We start from the raw sequence: 14,371 nt of genomic DNA on the forward strand, positions 1-14,371 counted from the left end.
CCGCGCACCGCGACGGCGCTCGCGCGGCCCGTCTCGTCGGGACACACGGCGTCGAGGTGGCGCGCGGCCGGGACCTGGTGGCGGCGGCGGCCCGAGCGGGGGCCGCCGAGGCGGATGTCGAGGCGGCGCGGGACCGCGTCGGGCGCGAGGTCGTCGACGAGCCACAGCTCCCCGGCGCACTGGTAGACGATCCGCTCGCCGTCGCTCGCCGCGTTGCGGGCGTAGAAGGCGTCGTGGTCGGTGTGGCGGCGCAGGTCGGAGCCGTCCGGGCGGCAGGAGTAGACGTTGCCGACGCCCTCGTGGTCGGAGAGGAAGGCGACGCGGTCGCCGACGAACAGGGGGCAGTCGAGGTGCCCGTCGAGGTCGGCGAGGAGGCGTTCGCCGTGCAGCCACAGGCGGCCGGTGGCGCCGCCCCGGTAGCGCTTCCAGGCGGCCGGTTCGTGCGGGGGCGTACCGGTGAGCAGGAGGGTGCGTTCCTCGCTCTCGTGGCCGCGCTGCGCGAACGCGGCGACGGGACCCCAGGGCAGGGGGCCGCCGGGGGAGCCGTCGGTGGGGACCTTGTAGGCCCACGAGAAGTACGAGAACGGCTGGGCCTGCGAGGAGACGGCGAGGATGTCGCTGCGCCCGTCCGCGTCGGGCGGGCTCCAGCCGCACACACGGGTGTCGCGCCCGGCCCAGTAGGTGAGCTGGCGCACCGGGGTGTCGCCCGCGACCTCGGCGAGGTGGATCTCGGGGTCGAGACTGCGCCAGGAGACGAAGGCGAGGTGCGAGCCGTCCGGGGAGAACCGGGGATGGCTCAGCTTCGTGCGGTCCGCCGTGAGCCGGCGGGCGAGGGAGGGTTCCGTCGCGCTGGGGGCCGGGAGCGGGGCGAGCCACAGGTCGTCCTCGGCGACGAAGCAGAGGAGGTCGGCGTGGAGGGCGGGATGGCGGAGGTAGGCCGCTCCGCCCCGCGAGTACGGGTCCCTCGGGTGCGCGGTCACCTCTCCCATGCTCTACGCGCGACGGCACGTGGCAACTCGGGAACGGGCGGGGGTGGGGCGGGACGGGGCCGTACGGGGACGGGCGCGCCCCGTGCTCGTCCCCGTCCCCGTACGCCTACGGCCGGTCGCCGCCCCCGGTCGTCCGCCACCACCCGTACCGGCGCGCGAGGAGCGTCAGGCACGTGCCGCACACGACGCCGATCGCGAGGTTGTGCGTCGCGACGACGACGGCGACCGTCAGGACCATGACGGCGCTCTCGCCGACGGGCGCGCGGCGCAGCGTGCCGGGGGCGATCGAGCGCCAGTCGAAGGTGGTCAGGGAGACCATGACCATGATCGCGACGAGCGCCGCCATGGGGATGTCCGAGACGACGGGCCCGAGCGCGAGGCACAGCGCCATGAGGAAGGAGCCCGCGAGGAAGGTCGAGACGCGGGTGCGGGCCCCGGAGACCTTCACGTTGATCATCGTCTGGCCGATCATCGCGCAGCCGCCCATGCCACCGAGGAAACCGGAGACGACGTTGGCGATGCCCTGGCCGACCGACTCGCGCTTCTTCGACGACGGCGTCCCGGTCAGCTCGTCCACGAGGCGCGCGGTCATGAGCGATTCCATGAGCCCGACGAGCGCCATGGCGAGGGCGTACGGGAGGACGATCCGCAGCGTCTCGGCCGTGAACGGCACGTCGGGCAGCCCCGGCGTCGGCAGCGAGGACGGCAGCGCGCCCTTGTCGCCCACGGTCGGCACGGCGAGGCCCGCGCCCACCGTGAGCGCGGTGAGCACGGCGATCGACACGAGCGGCGCGGGGACGATCCGGCTCAGCCTCGGCAGCAGCACCATGAGCGCGAGCCCGCCGCCGAAGAGCGCGTACACCGCCCACGGCACGTGCCGCAGCTCGGGCAACTGCGCCAGGAAGATGAGGATCGCGAGCGCGTTGACGAAGCCGGTCATCACCGTGCGCGGCACGAACCGCATGAGCTTCGCGACGCCGAGCGCGCCGAGGACGACCTGGAGGAGCCCGGCGAGGATCACGCCCGCCACGAGGTAGCCGAAGCCGTGCTCGCGGTTGAGCGGGGCGGTCACGAGGGCGACGGCGCCGGTCGCGGCGGAGATCATCGCGCGGCGCCCGCCGACGAGCGCGAGCGTCACGGCCATCGTGAAGGACGTGGTGAGGCCCACGGCCGGGTCGACGCCCGCGATGACGGAGAAGGAGATCGCCTCGGGGATGAGCGCGAGCGCGACGACGAGCCCGGCGAGCACCTCGGTGCGCCACACGCGCGGGTCGGAGCACCAGGCGGGGAGGAACCGGCGGGGGCCGGGACGGGGAGCGGGTCCGGGTTCCAGGCCGGAGGGAGCGGGGCCGGGAGGGGAGGCGGGCGGGGCTGCGGGTGCGGCGGCGAACGCGGCTGCGGGGTCGTCGGGGTGCGCGTCCGCGAGGCCGGGCGAGGAGGTCACGAGGGGGAGGTACCTGTCGGGGACGAGGGGACGGGTGAGCCTCCACACTCTACCCTTACGTAAGGGTAGGGATGATCGGGCGGAGGGGCGCCGGTGCGACAATGCCCGCGTGACGGGCGAACACATGCGGATCGGTGAGGTGGCGGAGCGTACGGAGTTGTCGCTGCGCACGATCAGGCACTACGAGGAGACCGGTCTCGTCATTCCCTCGGCCCGCTCCCAGGGCGGCTTCCGCCTCTACACCGAGGCCGACGTCGCCCGGCTGATGGTGATCCGGCGCATGAAACCGCTCGGCTTCACCCTGGAACAGATGCGCGAGCTGCTCGCCGCGACCGACCGCCTCGACGCGGGCGCCGGGGCCCTGCCGCCGGAGGAGCGCGAGGTGCTGCTCGGGCGCGTACGGGCCTACGAACGCGAGGCGAGCGCGCAGGTCGAGCGGCTGCGGGTGCAGCTCGCGCGGGCCGAGGAGTTCGCCGAGACCCTGCGCGGCAGGCTCCCCGGCCCGGCCGCCGAAGGGTGAGTGGCACGGAGCCCGCGCGGCCCCTGCCCCGTACCGCCCGCCCCCGTACCGTCCGCGTCGCCCCGTCGCAGGCCAGCGTGTACGCGCCGGATAAATAAGCCCTGCGCAGCACGCGTGGTCCACCTCACGTACGAAACTGTTTCGTTTCGCTTGACGGGCGGGTAGGCTCAGAGCGTGCGAGAGCGCATCCGGCTCCTCCATCGGGGGCTAGGGTGCGTGGACCGACGTGTGTCGTTCGCCCGTCCCTGCCCGGGACGGGACAGGCGCGCGGGAGCGAGCAGGAGGTGGGCCGGATGGCTGGAGCAGCGGGCGCGACGACGCGTCGCAGCCGTCTGACGCCGGAGCGCGAGGCCGAGTTGTACGGCGCCGTGCTCGACCTGCTCCGCGAGGTCGGCTACGAGGCGCTCACCATGGACGCCGTGGCTTCCCGCACCCGGTCCAGCAAGGCCACCCTCTACCGCCAGTGGGGGAGCAAGCCCGAGCTGGTCGTGAAGGCGCTGCGCCATCACAAACCGCACTCGATCGCCGACATCGACACCGGCAGCCTGCGTGGGGACCTCCACGCGGTAGTGGGCGACCAGGACGATTGCCGCATGGCGGAGGACGCCGCGCTGATGCGCGGGATCGCCATGGAGATGAAGAGCAACCCCGATCTGCACCGTGCCTTCCGCGAGCTGCTGATCGAGCCCGAGATCACGGGGCTCGGCCAGGTGCTGCGGCGTGCGGTGGAGCGCGGCGAGCTGGACGCGGACAGACCCGCGATCGACTTCGTCGTGCACATGATGGTCGGCGCTTTCGTCGCGCGGCAGATGATCGACGCGCGGCCCTTGGACCGGGACTTCCTCATTCGCTACCTCGACGCCGTGGTGCTCCCCGCCCTCGGCGTCTGACTCCGCACGACCCTCGCACGACCCGCGCAGACTGACGCGCGCCCCTCGATTCCCCCTCCCCACCGGGCCAGGACGCCCTGCGACGCGTACCCCGCGCCGCCGGACCGGCCTGCCCGGACCAGGGTGAGCCGGGCGGGCACCGGTCCGCGCACCGCGCCCCCGTACCGCCGCGTACGAGCCGCCGCGACCCGTACCACCTGACGTGACCGCCTCCCGTCAGGGCCGGACGCACCGCGAAGCCTTGTCCCTTTTCCGCCCCTGATCGAACGGGAGTTCCACCCCCGTGGCCACATTCCTCTACCGGCTCGGCCGGTTCGCCTTCAGGCGGCGCCGCGTCGTCGCCCTCATCTGGGTCGCGCTGCTCGCGCTCGTCGGCTTCGGCGCCGCCACCGCGAGCAGCCCGGGACCGACGCAGTTCTCCATACCCGGCGTCGAGGCCCAGAAGGCCTTCGACCTCCTCGACCAGCGCAACCCGGGGGGCAACGCCGACGGGGCGAGCGCCCGCGTCGTCTTCAAGGCGCCCGAGGGCCAGAAGATCACCGACCCGGCGAACAAGGCCGAGGTCACCAAGACGATCTCCGCGATCGAGCACGGCTCGAAGGAGGTCGCCCACGCGGCGAACCCCTTCGAGAACAACGCGGCCGTCTCCAAGGACGGCACGATCGCCTACTCCACCGTGAGCTACAAGGTCAGCTCGATGGAGCTGAAGGACGCCACCCAGGACTCGCTGGAGCACTCCGCCGAGCAGGCCCAGGACAAGGGCCTCACCGTCGAGATCGGCGGTGACGCGCTCCAGGCCGAGGCGGAGTCGGGCTCCACGGAGGTCGTCGGCATCGTCATCGCGGCCGTCGTCCTCGTCATCACCTTCGGCGCGATCGTCGCGGCCGGGCTCCCGCTGCTCACGGCGATCATCGGCGTCGGCATCGGCGTCGCCTCGATCACCGCGCTCGCCTCGGCCCTGAACCTCGACTCGACGACCTCGACCCTCGCGATGATGATCGGCCTCGCGGTCGGCATCGACTACGCGCTCTTCATCGTCTCCCGCTACCGCGCCGAACGCGCCGAGGGCAAACTGCCCGAGGAGGCCGCCGGACGCGCGACGGGCACGGCGGGCTCCGCCGTCGTCTTCGCCGGGCTCACCGTGATCATCGCCCTGTGCGGACTCGCGGTCGTCAACATCCCGATGCTCACCAAGATGGGCGTCGCCGCCGCCGGTACGGTCGCGGTCGCGGTGATCGTCGCGCTCAGCCTCATCCCCGCGCTGCTCGGCTTCGCGGGCGACAAGGTGCTCGGCCGCAAGGCCCGCAAGGCCGCCAAGGCCGTCAAGGACCAGGGCCCCGAGGCGCAGGCCCGCGCCGTCGCCGCCGCCTCCCGCGGCGCGGACGGGGAGCACAAGGTCAACGGCGGCACCCGCTGGGCCCGCTTCGTGCTCCACCGCCCCGTGCTCGTCCTCGTCCTCGGCGTCCTCGGCCTCGGTGTCATCGCCGTCCCGGCCACCCAGCTCGAACTCGGCCTGCCCGACGACGGCTCGCAGCCGACCGACACGACGCAGCGCCGGGCCTACGACCTGCTCTCGGACGGCTTCGGCCCCGGCTTCAACGGCCCGCTCATGCTCGTCTACGACGGCAAGGGCATCGCCGACCCGCAGGCGGAGGCGGCCCACGTCGCCGCCGAGGTCAAGAAGCTCCCGGACGTGGCCGCGGTCTCCCCGGCCAACTTCAACAAGGCCGGCGACACGGCGACCATCAGCGTCGTCCCGGGCTCCAAGCCGTCCTCCAAGCAGACCGAGGACCTCGTCCACTCCATCCGCGACCTCGGCAAGGACATCAAGGCCGGCAAGGACGGCGAGGTGCTCGTCACCGGCACGACGGCGATGAACATCGACGTCTCGCAGAAGATGAACGACGCCCTGCTGCCGTACCTGGTGCTCGTCGTCGGCCTCGCCTTCCTGCTCCTGATGCTCGTCTTCCGCTCGATCCTCGTGCCCCTCAAGGCGGCGCTCGGCTTCCTCCTCTCGGTGGTCGCGGCGCTCGGCGCGGTCGTCGCGGTCTACCAGTGGGGCTGGCTCGGCTCGCTCTTCGGCGTCGAACAGACCGGCCCGATCATGAGCATGATGCCGATCTTCATGGTGGGCGTGGTCTTCGGTCTCGCGATGGACTACGAGGTGTTCCTCGTGACCCGGATGCGGGAGGCGTACGTCCACGGCGAGAGCCCCCGGCAGTCGATCGAGACCGGCTTCCGGCACGGGGCGCGGGTCGTCACGGCCGCCGCCGTCATCATGATGGCCGTCTTCGGCGGCTTCATCGGCTCCAGCGAGCAGATGGTCAAGATGATCGGCTTCGCCCTCGCGATCGCCGTCCTCTTCGACGCCTTCGTGGTGCGCATGACGATCGTCCCGGCGGTACTCGCCCTGCTCGGCCGCCGCGCCTGGTGGCTGCCGAAGTGGCTCGACCGGATTCTGCCGAACGTCGACGTCGAGGGCGAGAAGCTCCACAAGGCGCTGGGGGACACCTCGTCCTCCGGTGAAGGACCCCAGGACCCGGACGCGGAACGGGAGTTGACCCGCGTCTGAGCAGTCCTGGCCCCGGGCGGGGCGAGCGGCCCCAGGGCCGTGTCCCGCCCGGTGACCGGGTGGCCGGCTTCGCGCCGCGCACCACCCGGCAACCGTGCCGAGGTCCGTGGGGACGGGGCCGGCACGGCGGGCCCGGCGAGAGGGCAAGGCTCTCGCCGGGCCCCTTCCCGTGTACGGCAGGGCCGGTCTCCGCATGGCGCGGAGACCGGCCCTGCCGTTCGTGGCGCGCCGCGCGATGAGTTTTCGCCGCCGCACCGGTCTTCAGTGCGGGCGGACCGCCACGCGGCTTCGGGGGACGTGGCGGCCCGCCCGTCCCGGCACCGCCACGGATCACGACCCCAGGGGACCCTTTCGATGCGCACGCTCATCAGCACCGCCTTCGTCTCGCTCGACGGCGTCATGGAGGCCCCCGGCGGCGAGACCGGCTACCGCAACGCCGGCTGGACCTTCGAGGACGTGGAGTTCCTCCCCGAGGCGTACGCGATCAAGGGCCGCGAGCAGGAGGAGGCCGGCGCCCTGCTCCTCGGCCGCCGCAGCTACGAGGCGTTCAGCGCCGTGTGGCCGGGCAGGGCGGAGTTCGCCACGTACAACGCGCTGCCCAAGTACGTCGTCTCGACCACGCTCGGCGAGGACGCCCTCGTCCCCGGCTGGGGCCCGACGACGCTCCTGCGCTCGCTCGACGAGGTCGCCGCCCTCAAGGAGGGCGAGGGCGGCCCGCTCCTCGTCCAGGGCAGCGCCCGCCTCCACCACGCCCTCGCCGACGCGGGCCTCGTGGACCGCTACCACCTGCTCGTCTTCCCGCTGCTGCTCGGCGCGGGTCTGCGCCTCTTCCCCGCCACCGACGCGGACACCCGCAAGCTCCGCCTCGTCGAGCACGCGGCGTACGCGAACGGCGTCCAGCTCAACGTCTTCGACGTGGTGCGGTGAGACGGGGTGCGCTGAGCGGGGGCTGGGGGCTGGGGGCCGGGGGCTCCACCTGCGAGAAACGCCCCGTGACCAGCACCCCGTCCCCGCCCCCCGCCGCCCGCGACCGCCTCCGCGCCGCCGTCGCGCTCCGCGAGGCCGGTAACGCCGAGGACGCGCGCACCGCGCTGCTCGCGCTGAGTGCCGCGTACCCGCGCGATCCCGAGATCGCGTACCAGACCGCGTGGGCGCACGACGTGCTCGGCCGGGAGGCCGCCGCCGTGCCCTTCTACGAAACCGCGCTCGCGGGCGCCGACGCGCTCGGCGCCGAGGACCGGCACGGTGTGTACCTCGGGCTCGGCAGCACGTACCGGATTCTCGGGCGGTACGAGGACGCCGTCGCGACCCTGGAGGCCGGTCTCACCGCCCACCCCGGGGACGGCGCGCTCACCGTCTTCCTCGCCATGGCCCGCCACAACACCGGCGCCCACCACGAGGCCCTGAGCGCCCTGCTCACGCTCCTCGCCGACACGAGCACCGACCCGGGCGTGCGCGCCTTCCGCAAGGCCATCGCGTACTACGCCGAGGACCTCGACCGCGTCGAGACCGGCGAACCGGACGAGCCGGGCGGAACCGTCGGCTGACCCCCGGCCTCCGGCCGTCCTGCCGCTTCCGCCCCCGCCCCCTCCACCGCCCTCGGCGCCTCCCGCACCGGTCCCGTGAGCCCCGCCTCGTAGTGGGCCGCCGCCGTGTACGTGCGGCGCAGGAAGCGGATCAGGTCCGTGCTGTCGAACTGGAGGATCAGGAGGTGCCCCGCCGCGCGGCGCAGTTCGAGGACCGTCTGCGCGCGCCCGCAGGGCCAGATCCGCAGGGCCGCCGTCTCGGCCGGGCTGCGCAGGCCCTCCTCCAGGAGAGCGCGCGCGAAGACGTGGTCGTGCGCGCCTTCCGTACCGGGGAAGCCGAGGCCGACGAGCGTCGCGTCGGTGGCGGGGTCGTACCGCAGGAGCACGGGCAGCGTCTCCGCCTCGTCGGGGCCGCTCGCGCACACCCGTACCCGTACGTACTGCTCGATGCCTGTCACGGTCGCAGACTCGCACGAATGCGGGGAATCCGCCCGGCGGGGGACGCGGCCTGGGAGCAGCTGCGAGGCATGCACTCTTGCAAGTCGCTCGCAACTGGGCACTATGATCGTACGGTTTTGCGACAACCCAGCTCTGTGATCACCGTCCCCGCCGCGTCCCCGCCCCCGCAGGAAGCGAAGTCCCCGCCATGCATGTCCCTGACGGATTCATCAACGCCCCCGTCTCCGCCGCGACCGGCGTCCTCGCCGCCGCGGCCGTCGCCGTCTCGCTGCGTGGCGCCCGCCGGGAACTCGGCGCCGCCGGTGCCGAGCGCACCGCGCCGCTCGCCGGTCTCGTCGCCGCGTTCATCTTCGCGGTGCAGATGCTCAACTTCCCGGTCGCGGCGGGCACGAGCGGGCACCTGCTCGGCGGCGCGCTCGCCGCGATACTCGTCGGCCCGTACACCGGCGTGCTGTGCGTGTCCGTCGTCCTGCTCATGCAGGGCGTCCTCTTCGCGGACGGCGGCCTCACCGCGCTCGGCGTCAACATCACCGACATGGCGATCGTGACGACCGTCGTCGCGTACGCCCTCTTCCGCGGCCTCGTGAAGGTCCTGCCACGCCGCCGCTCCTCGATCACGGCCGCCTCCTTCGTCGCCGCGCTGATCTCCGTGCCGGCCGCGGCGGTCGCGTTCACGCTCATGTACTGGATCGGCGGCACGACGGACATCTCGATCGGCAAGGTCGCGAGCGCCATGATCGGCGTGCACGTCCTCATCGGGATCGGCGAGGCGGTCATCACCGCGCTGACGGTCGGCGCCGTCGTCGCCGTACGCCCCGACCTCGTGCACGGCGCGCGCGGCCTCGAAGCGCCGCTCAAGCTGCGCGTGAACGGCGAACTCGTCGACGCCGCCCCGAAGACGCCCGCCCCGGCCCCCGTCGCCGCCCGCTCCACCCGCAAGATCTGGATCACCGGCATCGTCGCCTCCCTCGTCCTCGCCGGTTTCGTCAGCTTCTACGCCTCCGCGAACCCCGACGGGCTGGAGAAGGTCGCGCACGACAAGGGCATCGACAAGCAGGAGAAGGACCACGCCTCGAAGGACTCCCCGCTCGCCGACTACGGTGTCAAGGACATCGCCAACGCCCGGATCTCCGGCGGCCTCGCCGGCGTGATCGGTGTCGGCGCGACGATCGTCGTCGGCTCGGGCGTCTTCTGGGCCGTACGCAAGCGCCGCACCGACGAGGACCACGGCACCACTACTTCCGCAGGGACCGTTTAAGCACATGGGAGCGGGCCACGCCCATCGCCTTTACCGGCACGGGCACTCCGTCGTGCACCGGCTGCCGCCGCACACGAAACTCGCCGCCGCCTTCGCCTTCGTCGTGGTCGTCGTCTCGACCCCGCGCGAGGCGCTGTGGGCCTTCGGCGTGTACGCGCTGCTGCTCGCCGCCGTCGCGACGGCGGCCCGCGTCCCGGCCGGGTACCTGCTGAAACGGCTGCTCATCGAGGTGCCCTTCGTGGCCTTCGCGGTGCTCATGCCGTTCGTCGCGGAGGGCCCGCGCACCGACTTCCTCGGCCTGTCCCTCTCGGTCAACGGCCTGTGGGGCGCCTTCAACGTCCTCGCGAAGGGCACGCTCGGCGTCGCCGCCTCCGTCCTGCTCGCCTCCACGACGGAACTGCGCGCCCTGCTCCTGGGCCTGCAACGGCTCCGGCTGCCCTCGATGCTCGTCCAGATCGCCTCGTTCATGATCCGCTACGGGGACGTCATCACGGACGAGATGCGCCGCATGAAGATCGCCCGCGAGTCGCGCGGCTTCGAGGCGAAGGGCGTACGGCAGTGGGGCGTCCTCGCGAAATCCGCGGGCGCGCTCTTCATCCGCTCCTACGAACGCGGCGAGCGCGTCCACCTCGCGATGCTCAGCCGCGGCTACACGGGCAGCATGCCCGTCATCGACGAGATCACCGCGACGGGCACGCAGTGGGCGCACGCGCTCACCCTGCCCGCCGCGGCGCTCGTGATCTGCCTGTTGGGATGGACCCTGTGACGAACTCAGCCACCGACCCGGTACCGACGAGCCCGGCCACCGACCCCGTACCGGCGAAACCCGCCACCGACCCCGTACGCGGCGACAGCGGGGCCGGAACGCCGCCGCCCTCGCTCGACGTGAGCGGCCTCGCCTACGCCTACCCGGACGGCCACCAGGCGCTCTTCGGCGTCGACCTCCGGATCGGCAAGGGCGAACGCGTCGCGCTCCTCGGCCCCAACGGCGCGGGCAAGACGACGCTCGTCCTCCACCTCAACGGCATCCTCGAAGCCGGCGCGGGCAGCGTCACCGTCGCGGGACTGCCGGTCGGCAAGAAGCACATGGCGGAGATCCGCCGCCGCGTCGGCCTCGTCTTCCAGGACCCCGACGACCAGCTCTTCATGCCCACCGTCCGCGAGGACGTCGCCTTCGGCCCGGCGGCGGCCGGACTGCGGGGCGCGGAGCTGGAGGCGCGGGTACGGGAGGCGCTCGACGAGGTCGGCATGGGCGAGTACCTCGACCGTCCCCCGCACCACCTCTCCTTCGGCCAGCGCCGCCGCGTCGCCGTCGCCACCGTCCTCGCGATGAAGCCCGAGATCCTGGTCCTGGACGAGCCCTCCTCGAACCTGGACCCGGCTTCGCGCCGCGAACTCGCCGACATCCTCCAGCGCCTCGACGTGACCGTCCTGATGGTCACCCACGACCTCCCCTACGCCCTCGAACTGTGCCCGCGCGCGGCGATCCTGAGCGAGGGCGTCATCGCGGCGGACGGCCCGACCGGCGAGCTGCTGAGCGACGCCGCCCTCATGCGCGCCCACCGTCTCGAACTGCCCTTCGGCTTCGATCCGCGGTCTGTGACCATGGAGAGGTGAACGAGAGTGTGCGGCAAGCCGGGGACGTGACGGTCGAAGGACTCGTCGCCCCGGGATACGAGCAGGTCAGGGACGCCTTCGTCGGGAACTTCACCCGGCTCGGGGAGCGCGGCGCCGCCGTCGCCGTCTACCACGACGGGCGCAAGGTCGTGGACCTGTGGGGCGGTACGAGGGACGGGGACGCCCCCGCCGCGGGCGGCGAGCCCTGGCGCCGGGGCACGGCGCAGATCGTCCGCTCCGCGACGAAGGGCGTCGCGGCGAGCGTCCTGCTCCTGCTGCACCAGCGCGGCGCCCTCGACCTGGAGGCCCCGGTCGCGACGTACTGGCCCGCGTACAAGGCACACGGCAAGGACGCCACGCGCGTCCGCCACCTCCTCGGCCACCGCGCGGGCGTGCCCGCGCTCGACACGCCGCTCACCCCCGAGGCCGCCCGCGACCTCGACCGCGCCGCCGCCGCGGTCGCCGCGCAGACCCCCTTCTGGGAGCCCGGCACCGACCACGGCTACCACGCGCAGACGTACGGCTTCCTCACCGGCGAACTCGTGCGCCGCCTCACCGGCCGCACGCTCGGCTCCTGGGTCGCCGAGCACCTGGAACGGCCCCTCGGCCTCGACCTGTGGATAGGACTGCCCGAGGACGAGGAGTGGCGCGTCGGCCGGATCACGCCGCTCGCCCCGCCGCCCGCGGCGAACGGCCTGCGCCTGCGCCCGCGCAGGGACATCGCCGCCGCGTACGCCGACCCGGACTCGCTCACGAGCCGCGCCTTCGCCGCCGTGCGCCCCGAGGCCGACGAGAACACGCGCGCCCACCGCGCCGCCGAACTCCCCGCCGCGAACGGCATCGCGACCGCGCGCGGCCTCGCCCGCTTCTACGCGGCGCTCATCGGCGAGGTCGACGGCGGCCGCCGCCTGTTCACCCCCGCGACCCTCGCGATGGCCCGGACCCAGGAGTCCGAGGGCCCCGACCGCGTCCTCGTCGCCCGCACCCGCTTCGGCGCCGGCTTCATGCTCCACGGCCCCGCGAGCCCCCTCCTCGCCCCGGGCTCCTTCGGCCACCCGGGCCGCGGCGGCTCCCTCGGCTTCGCCGACCCCGAGTCGGCCATCGCCTTCGGTTACGTGACGAACGGCCTGCGCAAGGGCGTCACGGCCGACCCACGGGCGCAGGCGCTGGTGAAGGCGGTGCGGGCGGTGGTGGGGGACTGAGGTGGGCCGAGGCGGACCGAGGCGGGCGGTCCCACCTCTGTACCCACCCGCCGTCCCCCCGGTAGCTTCCGCGCCATGACACAGCGATTCGAGGGTCACGTCGTCCTGATCACCGGTGCCGCGCGCGGGATCGGGGCCGCGAGCGCGCGGCGGCTCGCCGCCGAGGGGGCGCGGGTGCTGCTCACCGACGCGGACGAGGTGGCCGCGCGCGCGACCGCCGCAGGGATACCGGGCGCGGAACCGTACCGCCTCGACGTGCGGATACGGGCCGAGGCCGAAGCCGCCGTCGCGTACGCGGTGGAACGCTTCGGGCGCCTCGACGTGCTCGTCAACAACGCCTACGCGGCGGGCGAGGACGCGGACCTCTTCGAGGACGAGAGCGACGAGGTCTGGGAGCGGGACATCGACGTGTGCCTCGGCGGCGCCTTCCGCTGCTCGCGCGCCGCGCTCCCGCACCTCGTCGCCTCCGGCCGGGGCGCGATCGTGACGATCGGCTCGGTCAACGCCGAGGCCGACTTCGGCGGCCACGCCTACAGCGCCGCCAAGGCCGCGCTCACCTCCCTGACCCGTACGCTCGCCGGTCACGCGGGGCCGCGCGGCGTCCGCGTCAACCTCGTCGAGCCCGGCACGGTCCGCACGACCGCCTGGGCCGACCGCCCCGCCCACCTCGAAGCCCTCGCCGGCCTCTACCCGCTCGGCCGCGTCGGCGAACCGGAGGACATCGCGGCGGCCGTCGCCTACCTCGCCTCGGCCGACGCGGCCTGGGTCACGGGCACGACACTGCGGGTGGACGGCGGCATCCTGGCGGTCCAGTCGGGATTCCGGCAGCGGAAGGCGGAGGTGGACGCGGCGGAGGCGGACGCGGCGGCTGACGGGGCGGCTGACGGGGCGGCTGACGGGGCGTAGGCGGACCCGCCCCGCCGCCCCCTCTACAGCTCCAGCAGGTCCAGCGCCTGGTCCATGTTGCGGCGGACGAGGGCCTGGCGCGTCGGGTCGAGGCCGGGGTCGGCGTAGCGGACCGCGGACTGTTCGAGGTACCACTCGACGCGCCAGACCCGCAGCCAGGCGAGCGCCCAGCGCTCGGCGGAGAGGCCCGCGCGGCGGTCGAGCGTCGCGGCGGGGCCGCCGAGGTCCACGTACCTCTCCAGGAACGCGCGCGCCTCGCGGGGGCGCGGGCGGTCGAGGCCGTCGCCCCAGGAGACGAGGTCGAAGAGGACGGGGCCGACGTAGGAGCGCGCGAAGTCGATGAGGCGGATGCCCTTCGGCCCGACGTGCACGCCGTTGCCCGCGATCTCGGTGTGCACCCAGCCGAAGGGCTCCTGGTCGGCGCCCGCGCACCGTTCCTCGGAGACCTTCCGCACCTTGTCGAGGTCGTCGCCGAGCCTGCCCGCCAGTGCGGTCCAGCGCCCCGCCTCCTGGAGCCGGTCCAGGTGCCAGCGCGCCCGGTCGGGCAGCGTGATCATCGTGGACTCGGTGAGCGAGGGGCTGCCGTGCGGCGCGGGCGTCCGGTGGAGGACGAGGAGCAGTTCGAGCACCTCGTCCTCGGTGGCGGGGCGTTCGGGCTCGCCCAGGTCCTCCATGACGATCGTCATGTGCTTGTCGCGCACCTCGCTGGAGTGCAGCGTCGCCACCGGCACCCCGGCGGCCTGGAACACCCGGTGCGTCGCCGCCTCCTGCGTGAGCGGCGCGTGCCCGTACTTGTGGATGAGCGTCAGGCCGTCCGCGAAGACCAGCCGCTCGACCCCGCCGTGCGTCCAGGCGCGCACCTTCTCGCGCCGGGGCTCCGGGGCGAGCCCCAGCCGGTCCAGGTGCTCCGCGAGGACCGTATTCAGGAGAGCGAAGTCGAGCACGGGACGTCCCGGGGGGAGGCGGTACGGGGTACGGACCGCCACAT

12 protein-coding genes and 2 pseudogenes are annotated in these 14,371 nt (G+C 73.5%); 10 read left to right on the forward strand and 4 right to left on the reverse strand.

Going from position 1 to position 14,371, the window contains the following annotated elements:
• A pseudogene (locus G3I42_RS31110) lies at nt 1-989 on the reverse strand (PD40 domain-containing protein); the annotation flags it as partial.
• 148 nt (nt 990-1,137) lie between these two features.
• Nucleotides 1,138-2,322: pseudogene (locus tag G3I42_RS31115) on the reverse strand (SulP family inorganic anion transporter); the annotation flags it as partial.
• A 220-nt stretch (nt 2,323-2,542) separates the two neighbouring features.
• Between G3I42_RS31115 and G3I42_RS31120 the strand changes: the two are divergent.
• The 5 genes from G3I42_RS31120 to G3I42_RS31140 all read left to right on the forward strand — a co-directional run bounded on the left by G3I42_RS31120 (nt 2,543) and on the right by G3I42_RS31140 (nt 7,962).
• Nucleotides 2,543-2,953, forward strand: a complete 411-nt coding sequence (locus tag G3I42_RS31120) for a MerR family transcriptional regulator (protein ID WP_164282309.1) — start codon at nt 2,543-2,545, stop codon at nt 2,951-2,953.
• A gap of 293 nt (nt 2,954-3,246) precedes the next feature.
• Entirely contained in the window at nt 3,247-3,843 is a 597-nt protein-coding gene (locus G3I42_RS31125; RefSeq protein ID WP_164282310.1) for a TetR/AcrR family transcriptional regulator, read from the forward strand.
• A gap of 283 nt (nt 3,844-4,126) precedes the next feature.
• Entirely contained in the window at nt 4,127-6,415 is a 2,289-nt protein-coding gene (locus G3I42_RS31130; protein ID WP_164282311.1) for an MMPL family transporter, read from the forward strand.
• A gap of 354 nt (nt 6,416-6,769) precedes the next feature.
• Nucleotides 6,770-7,342: a dihydrofolate reductase family protein gene (locus G3I42_RS31135; RefSeq protein WP_164282312.1), complete on the forward strand. Its 573-nt coding sequence runs from the start codon at nt 6,770-6,772 to the stop codon at nt 7,340-7,342.
• Nucleotides 7,343-7,407: 65 nt separating this feature from the next.
• On the forward strand, nt 7,408-7,962 hold the full coding sequence (locus G3I42_RS31140; protein ID WP_164282313.1) for a tetratricopeptide repeat protein: 555 nt from the start codon (nt 7,408-7,410) through the stop codon (nt 7,960-7,962).
• Here the strand turns inward: G3I42_RS31140 and G3I42_RS31145 are convergent.
• Nucleotides 7,896-8,399, reverse strand: a complete 504-nt coding sequence (locus tag G3I42_RS31145) for an SsgA family sporulation/cell division regulator (protein WP_164282314.1) — start codon at nt 8,397-8,399, stop codon at nt 7,896-7,898. The two genes, G3I42_RS31140 and G3I42_RS31145, sit on opposite strands and share 67 nt — an antisense overlap.
• A gap of 188 nt (nt 8,400-8,587) precedes the next feature.
• On the opposite strand from G3I42_RS31145, the gene G3I42_RS31150 reads away from it, so the two are divergent.
• From G3I42_RS31150 to G3I42_RS31170, 5 genes are all read left to right on the forward strand, one after another.
• Nucleotides 8,588-9,658: an energy-coupling factor ABC transporter permease gene (locus G3I42_RS31150; RefSeq protein WP_164282315.1), complete on the forward strand. Its 1,071-nt coding sequence runs from the start codon at nt 8,588-8,590 to the stop codon at nt 9,656-9,658.
• 4 nt (nt 9,659-9,662) lie between these two features.
• Entirely contained in the window at nt 9,663-10,424 is a 762-nt protein-coding gene (gene cbiQ, locus G3I42_RS31155; RefSeq protein ID WP_164282316.1) for a cobalt ECF transporter T component CbiQ, read from the forward strand.
• Nucleotides 10,412-11,275: an ABC transporter ATP-binding protein gene (locus G3I42_RS31160; protein ID WP_203606295.1), complete on the forward strand. Its 864-nt coding sequence runs from the start codon at nt 10,412-10,414 to the stop codon at nt 11,273-11,275. The genes cbiQ and G3I42_RS31160 overlap by 13 nt, the downstream gene beginning before the upstream one ends.
• Nucleotides 11,272-12,477: a serine hydrolase domain-containing protein gene (locus G3I42_RS31165; protein WP_343244435.1), complete on the forward strand. Its 1,206-nt coding sequence runs from the start codon at nt 11,272-11,274 to the stop codon at nt 12,475-12,477. The genes G3I42_RS31160 and G3I42_RS31165 overlap by 4 nt, the downstream gene beginning before the upstream one ends.
• Before the next feature lie 75 nt (nt 12,478-12,552).
• Nucleotides 12,553-13,383 (forward strand): SDR family NAD(P)-dependent oxidoreductase, encoded by an 831-nt coding sequence (locus tag G3I42_RS31170; RefSeq protein ID WP_239096231.1) that lies wholly within the window; start codon nt 12,553-12,555, stop codon nt 13,381-13,383.
• Nucleotides 13,384-13,406: 23 nt separating this feature from the next.
• On the opposite strand, the gene G3I42_RS31175 is transcribed toward G3I42_RS31170, so the two are convergent.
• The gene (locus G3I42_RS31175; RefSeq protein WP_164282317.1) at nt 13,407-14,327 is read right to left on the reverse strand and encodes a phosphotransferase; all 921 of its coding nucleotides are present in this window, start codon (nt 14,325-14,327) and stop codon (nt 13,407-13,409) included.
• Nucleotides 14,328-14,371 lie beyond the last annotated feature (44 nt).

Origin of the sequence: Streptomyces sp. SID11385 (genome assembly GCF_010548245.1) — a bacterium.
In the GTDB taxonomy this organism is placed as follows: Bacteria; Actinomycetota; Actinomycetes; order Streptomycetales; family Streptomycetaceae; genus Streptomyces.

Bases quoted from the DNA above. Each gene is read 5' to 3' on its own strand.
- G3I42_RS31125 (WP_164282310.1), top strand. From the start codon at position 3,247: ATGGCTGGAGCAGCGGGCGCGACGACGCGTCGCAGCCGTCTGACGCCG.
- G3I42_RS31135 (WP_164282312.1), top strand. From the start codon at position 6,770: ATGCGCACGCTCATCAGCACCGCCTTCGTCTCGCTCGACGGCGTCATG.
- G3I42_RS31150 (WP_164282315.1), top strand. From the start codon at position 8,588: ATGCATGTCCCTGACGGATTCATCAACGCCCCCGTCTCCGCCGCGACC.
- cbiQ (WP_164282316.1), top strand. From the start codon at position 9,663: ATGGGAGCGGGCCACGCCCATCGCCTTTACCGGCACGGGCACTCCGTC.
- G3I42_RS31160 (WP_203606295.1), top strand. From the start codon at position 10,412: ATGGACCCTGTGACGAACTCAGCCACCGACCCGGTACCGACGAGCCCG.
- G3I42_RS31170 (WP_239096231.1), top strand. From the start codon at position 12,553: ATGACACAGCGATTCGAGGGTCACGTCGTCCTGATCACCGGTGCCGCG.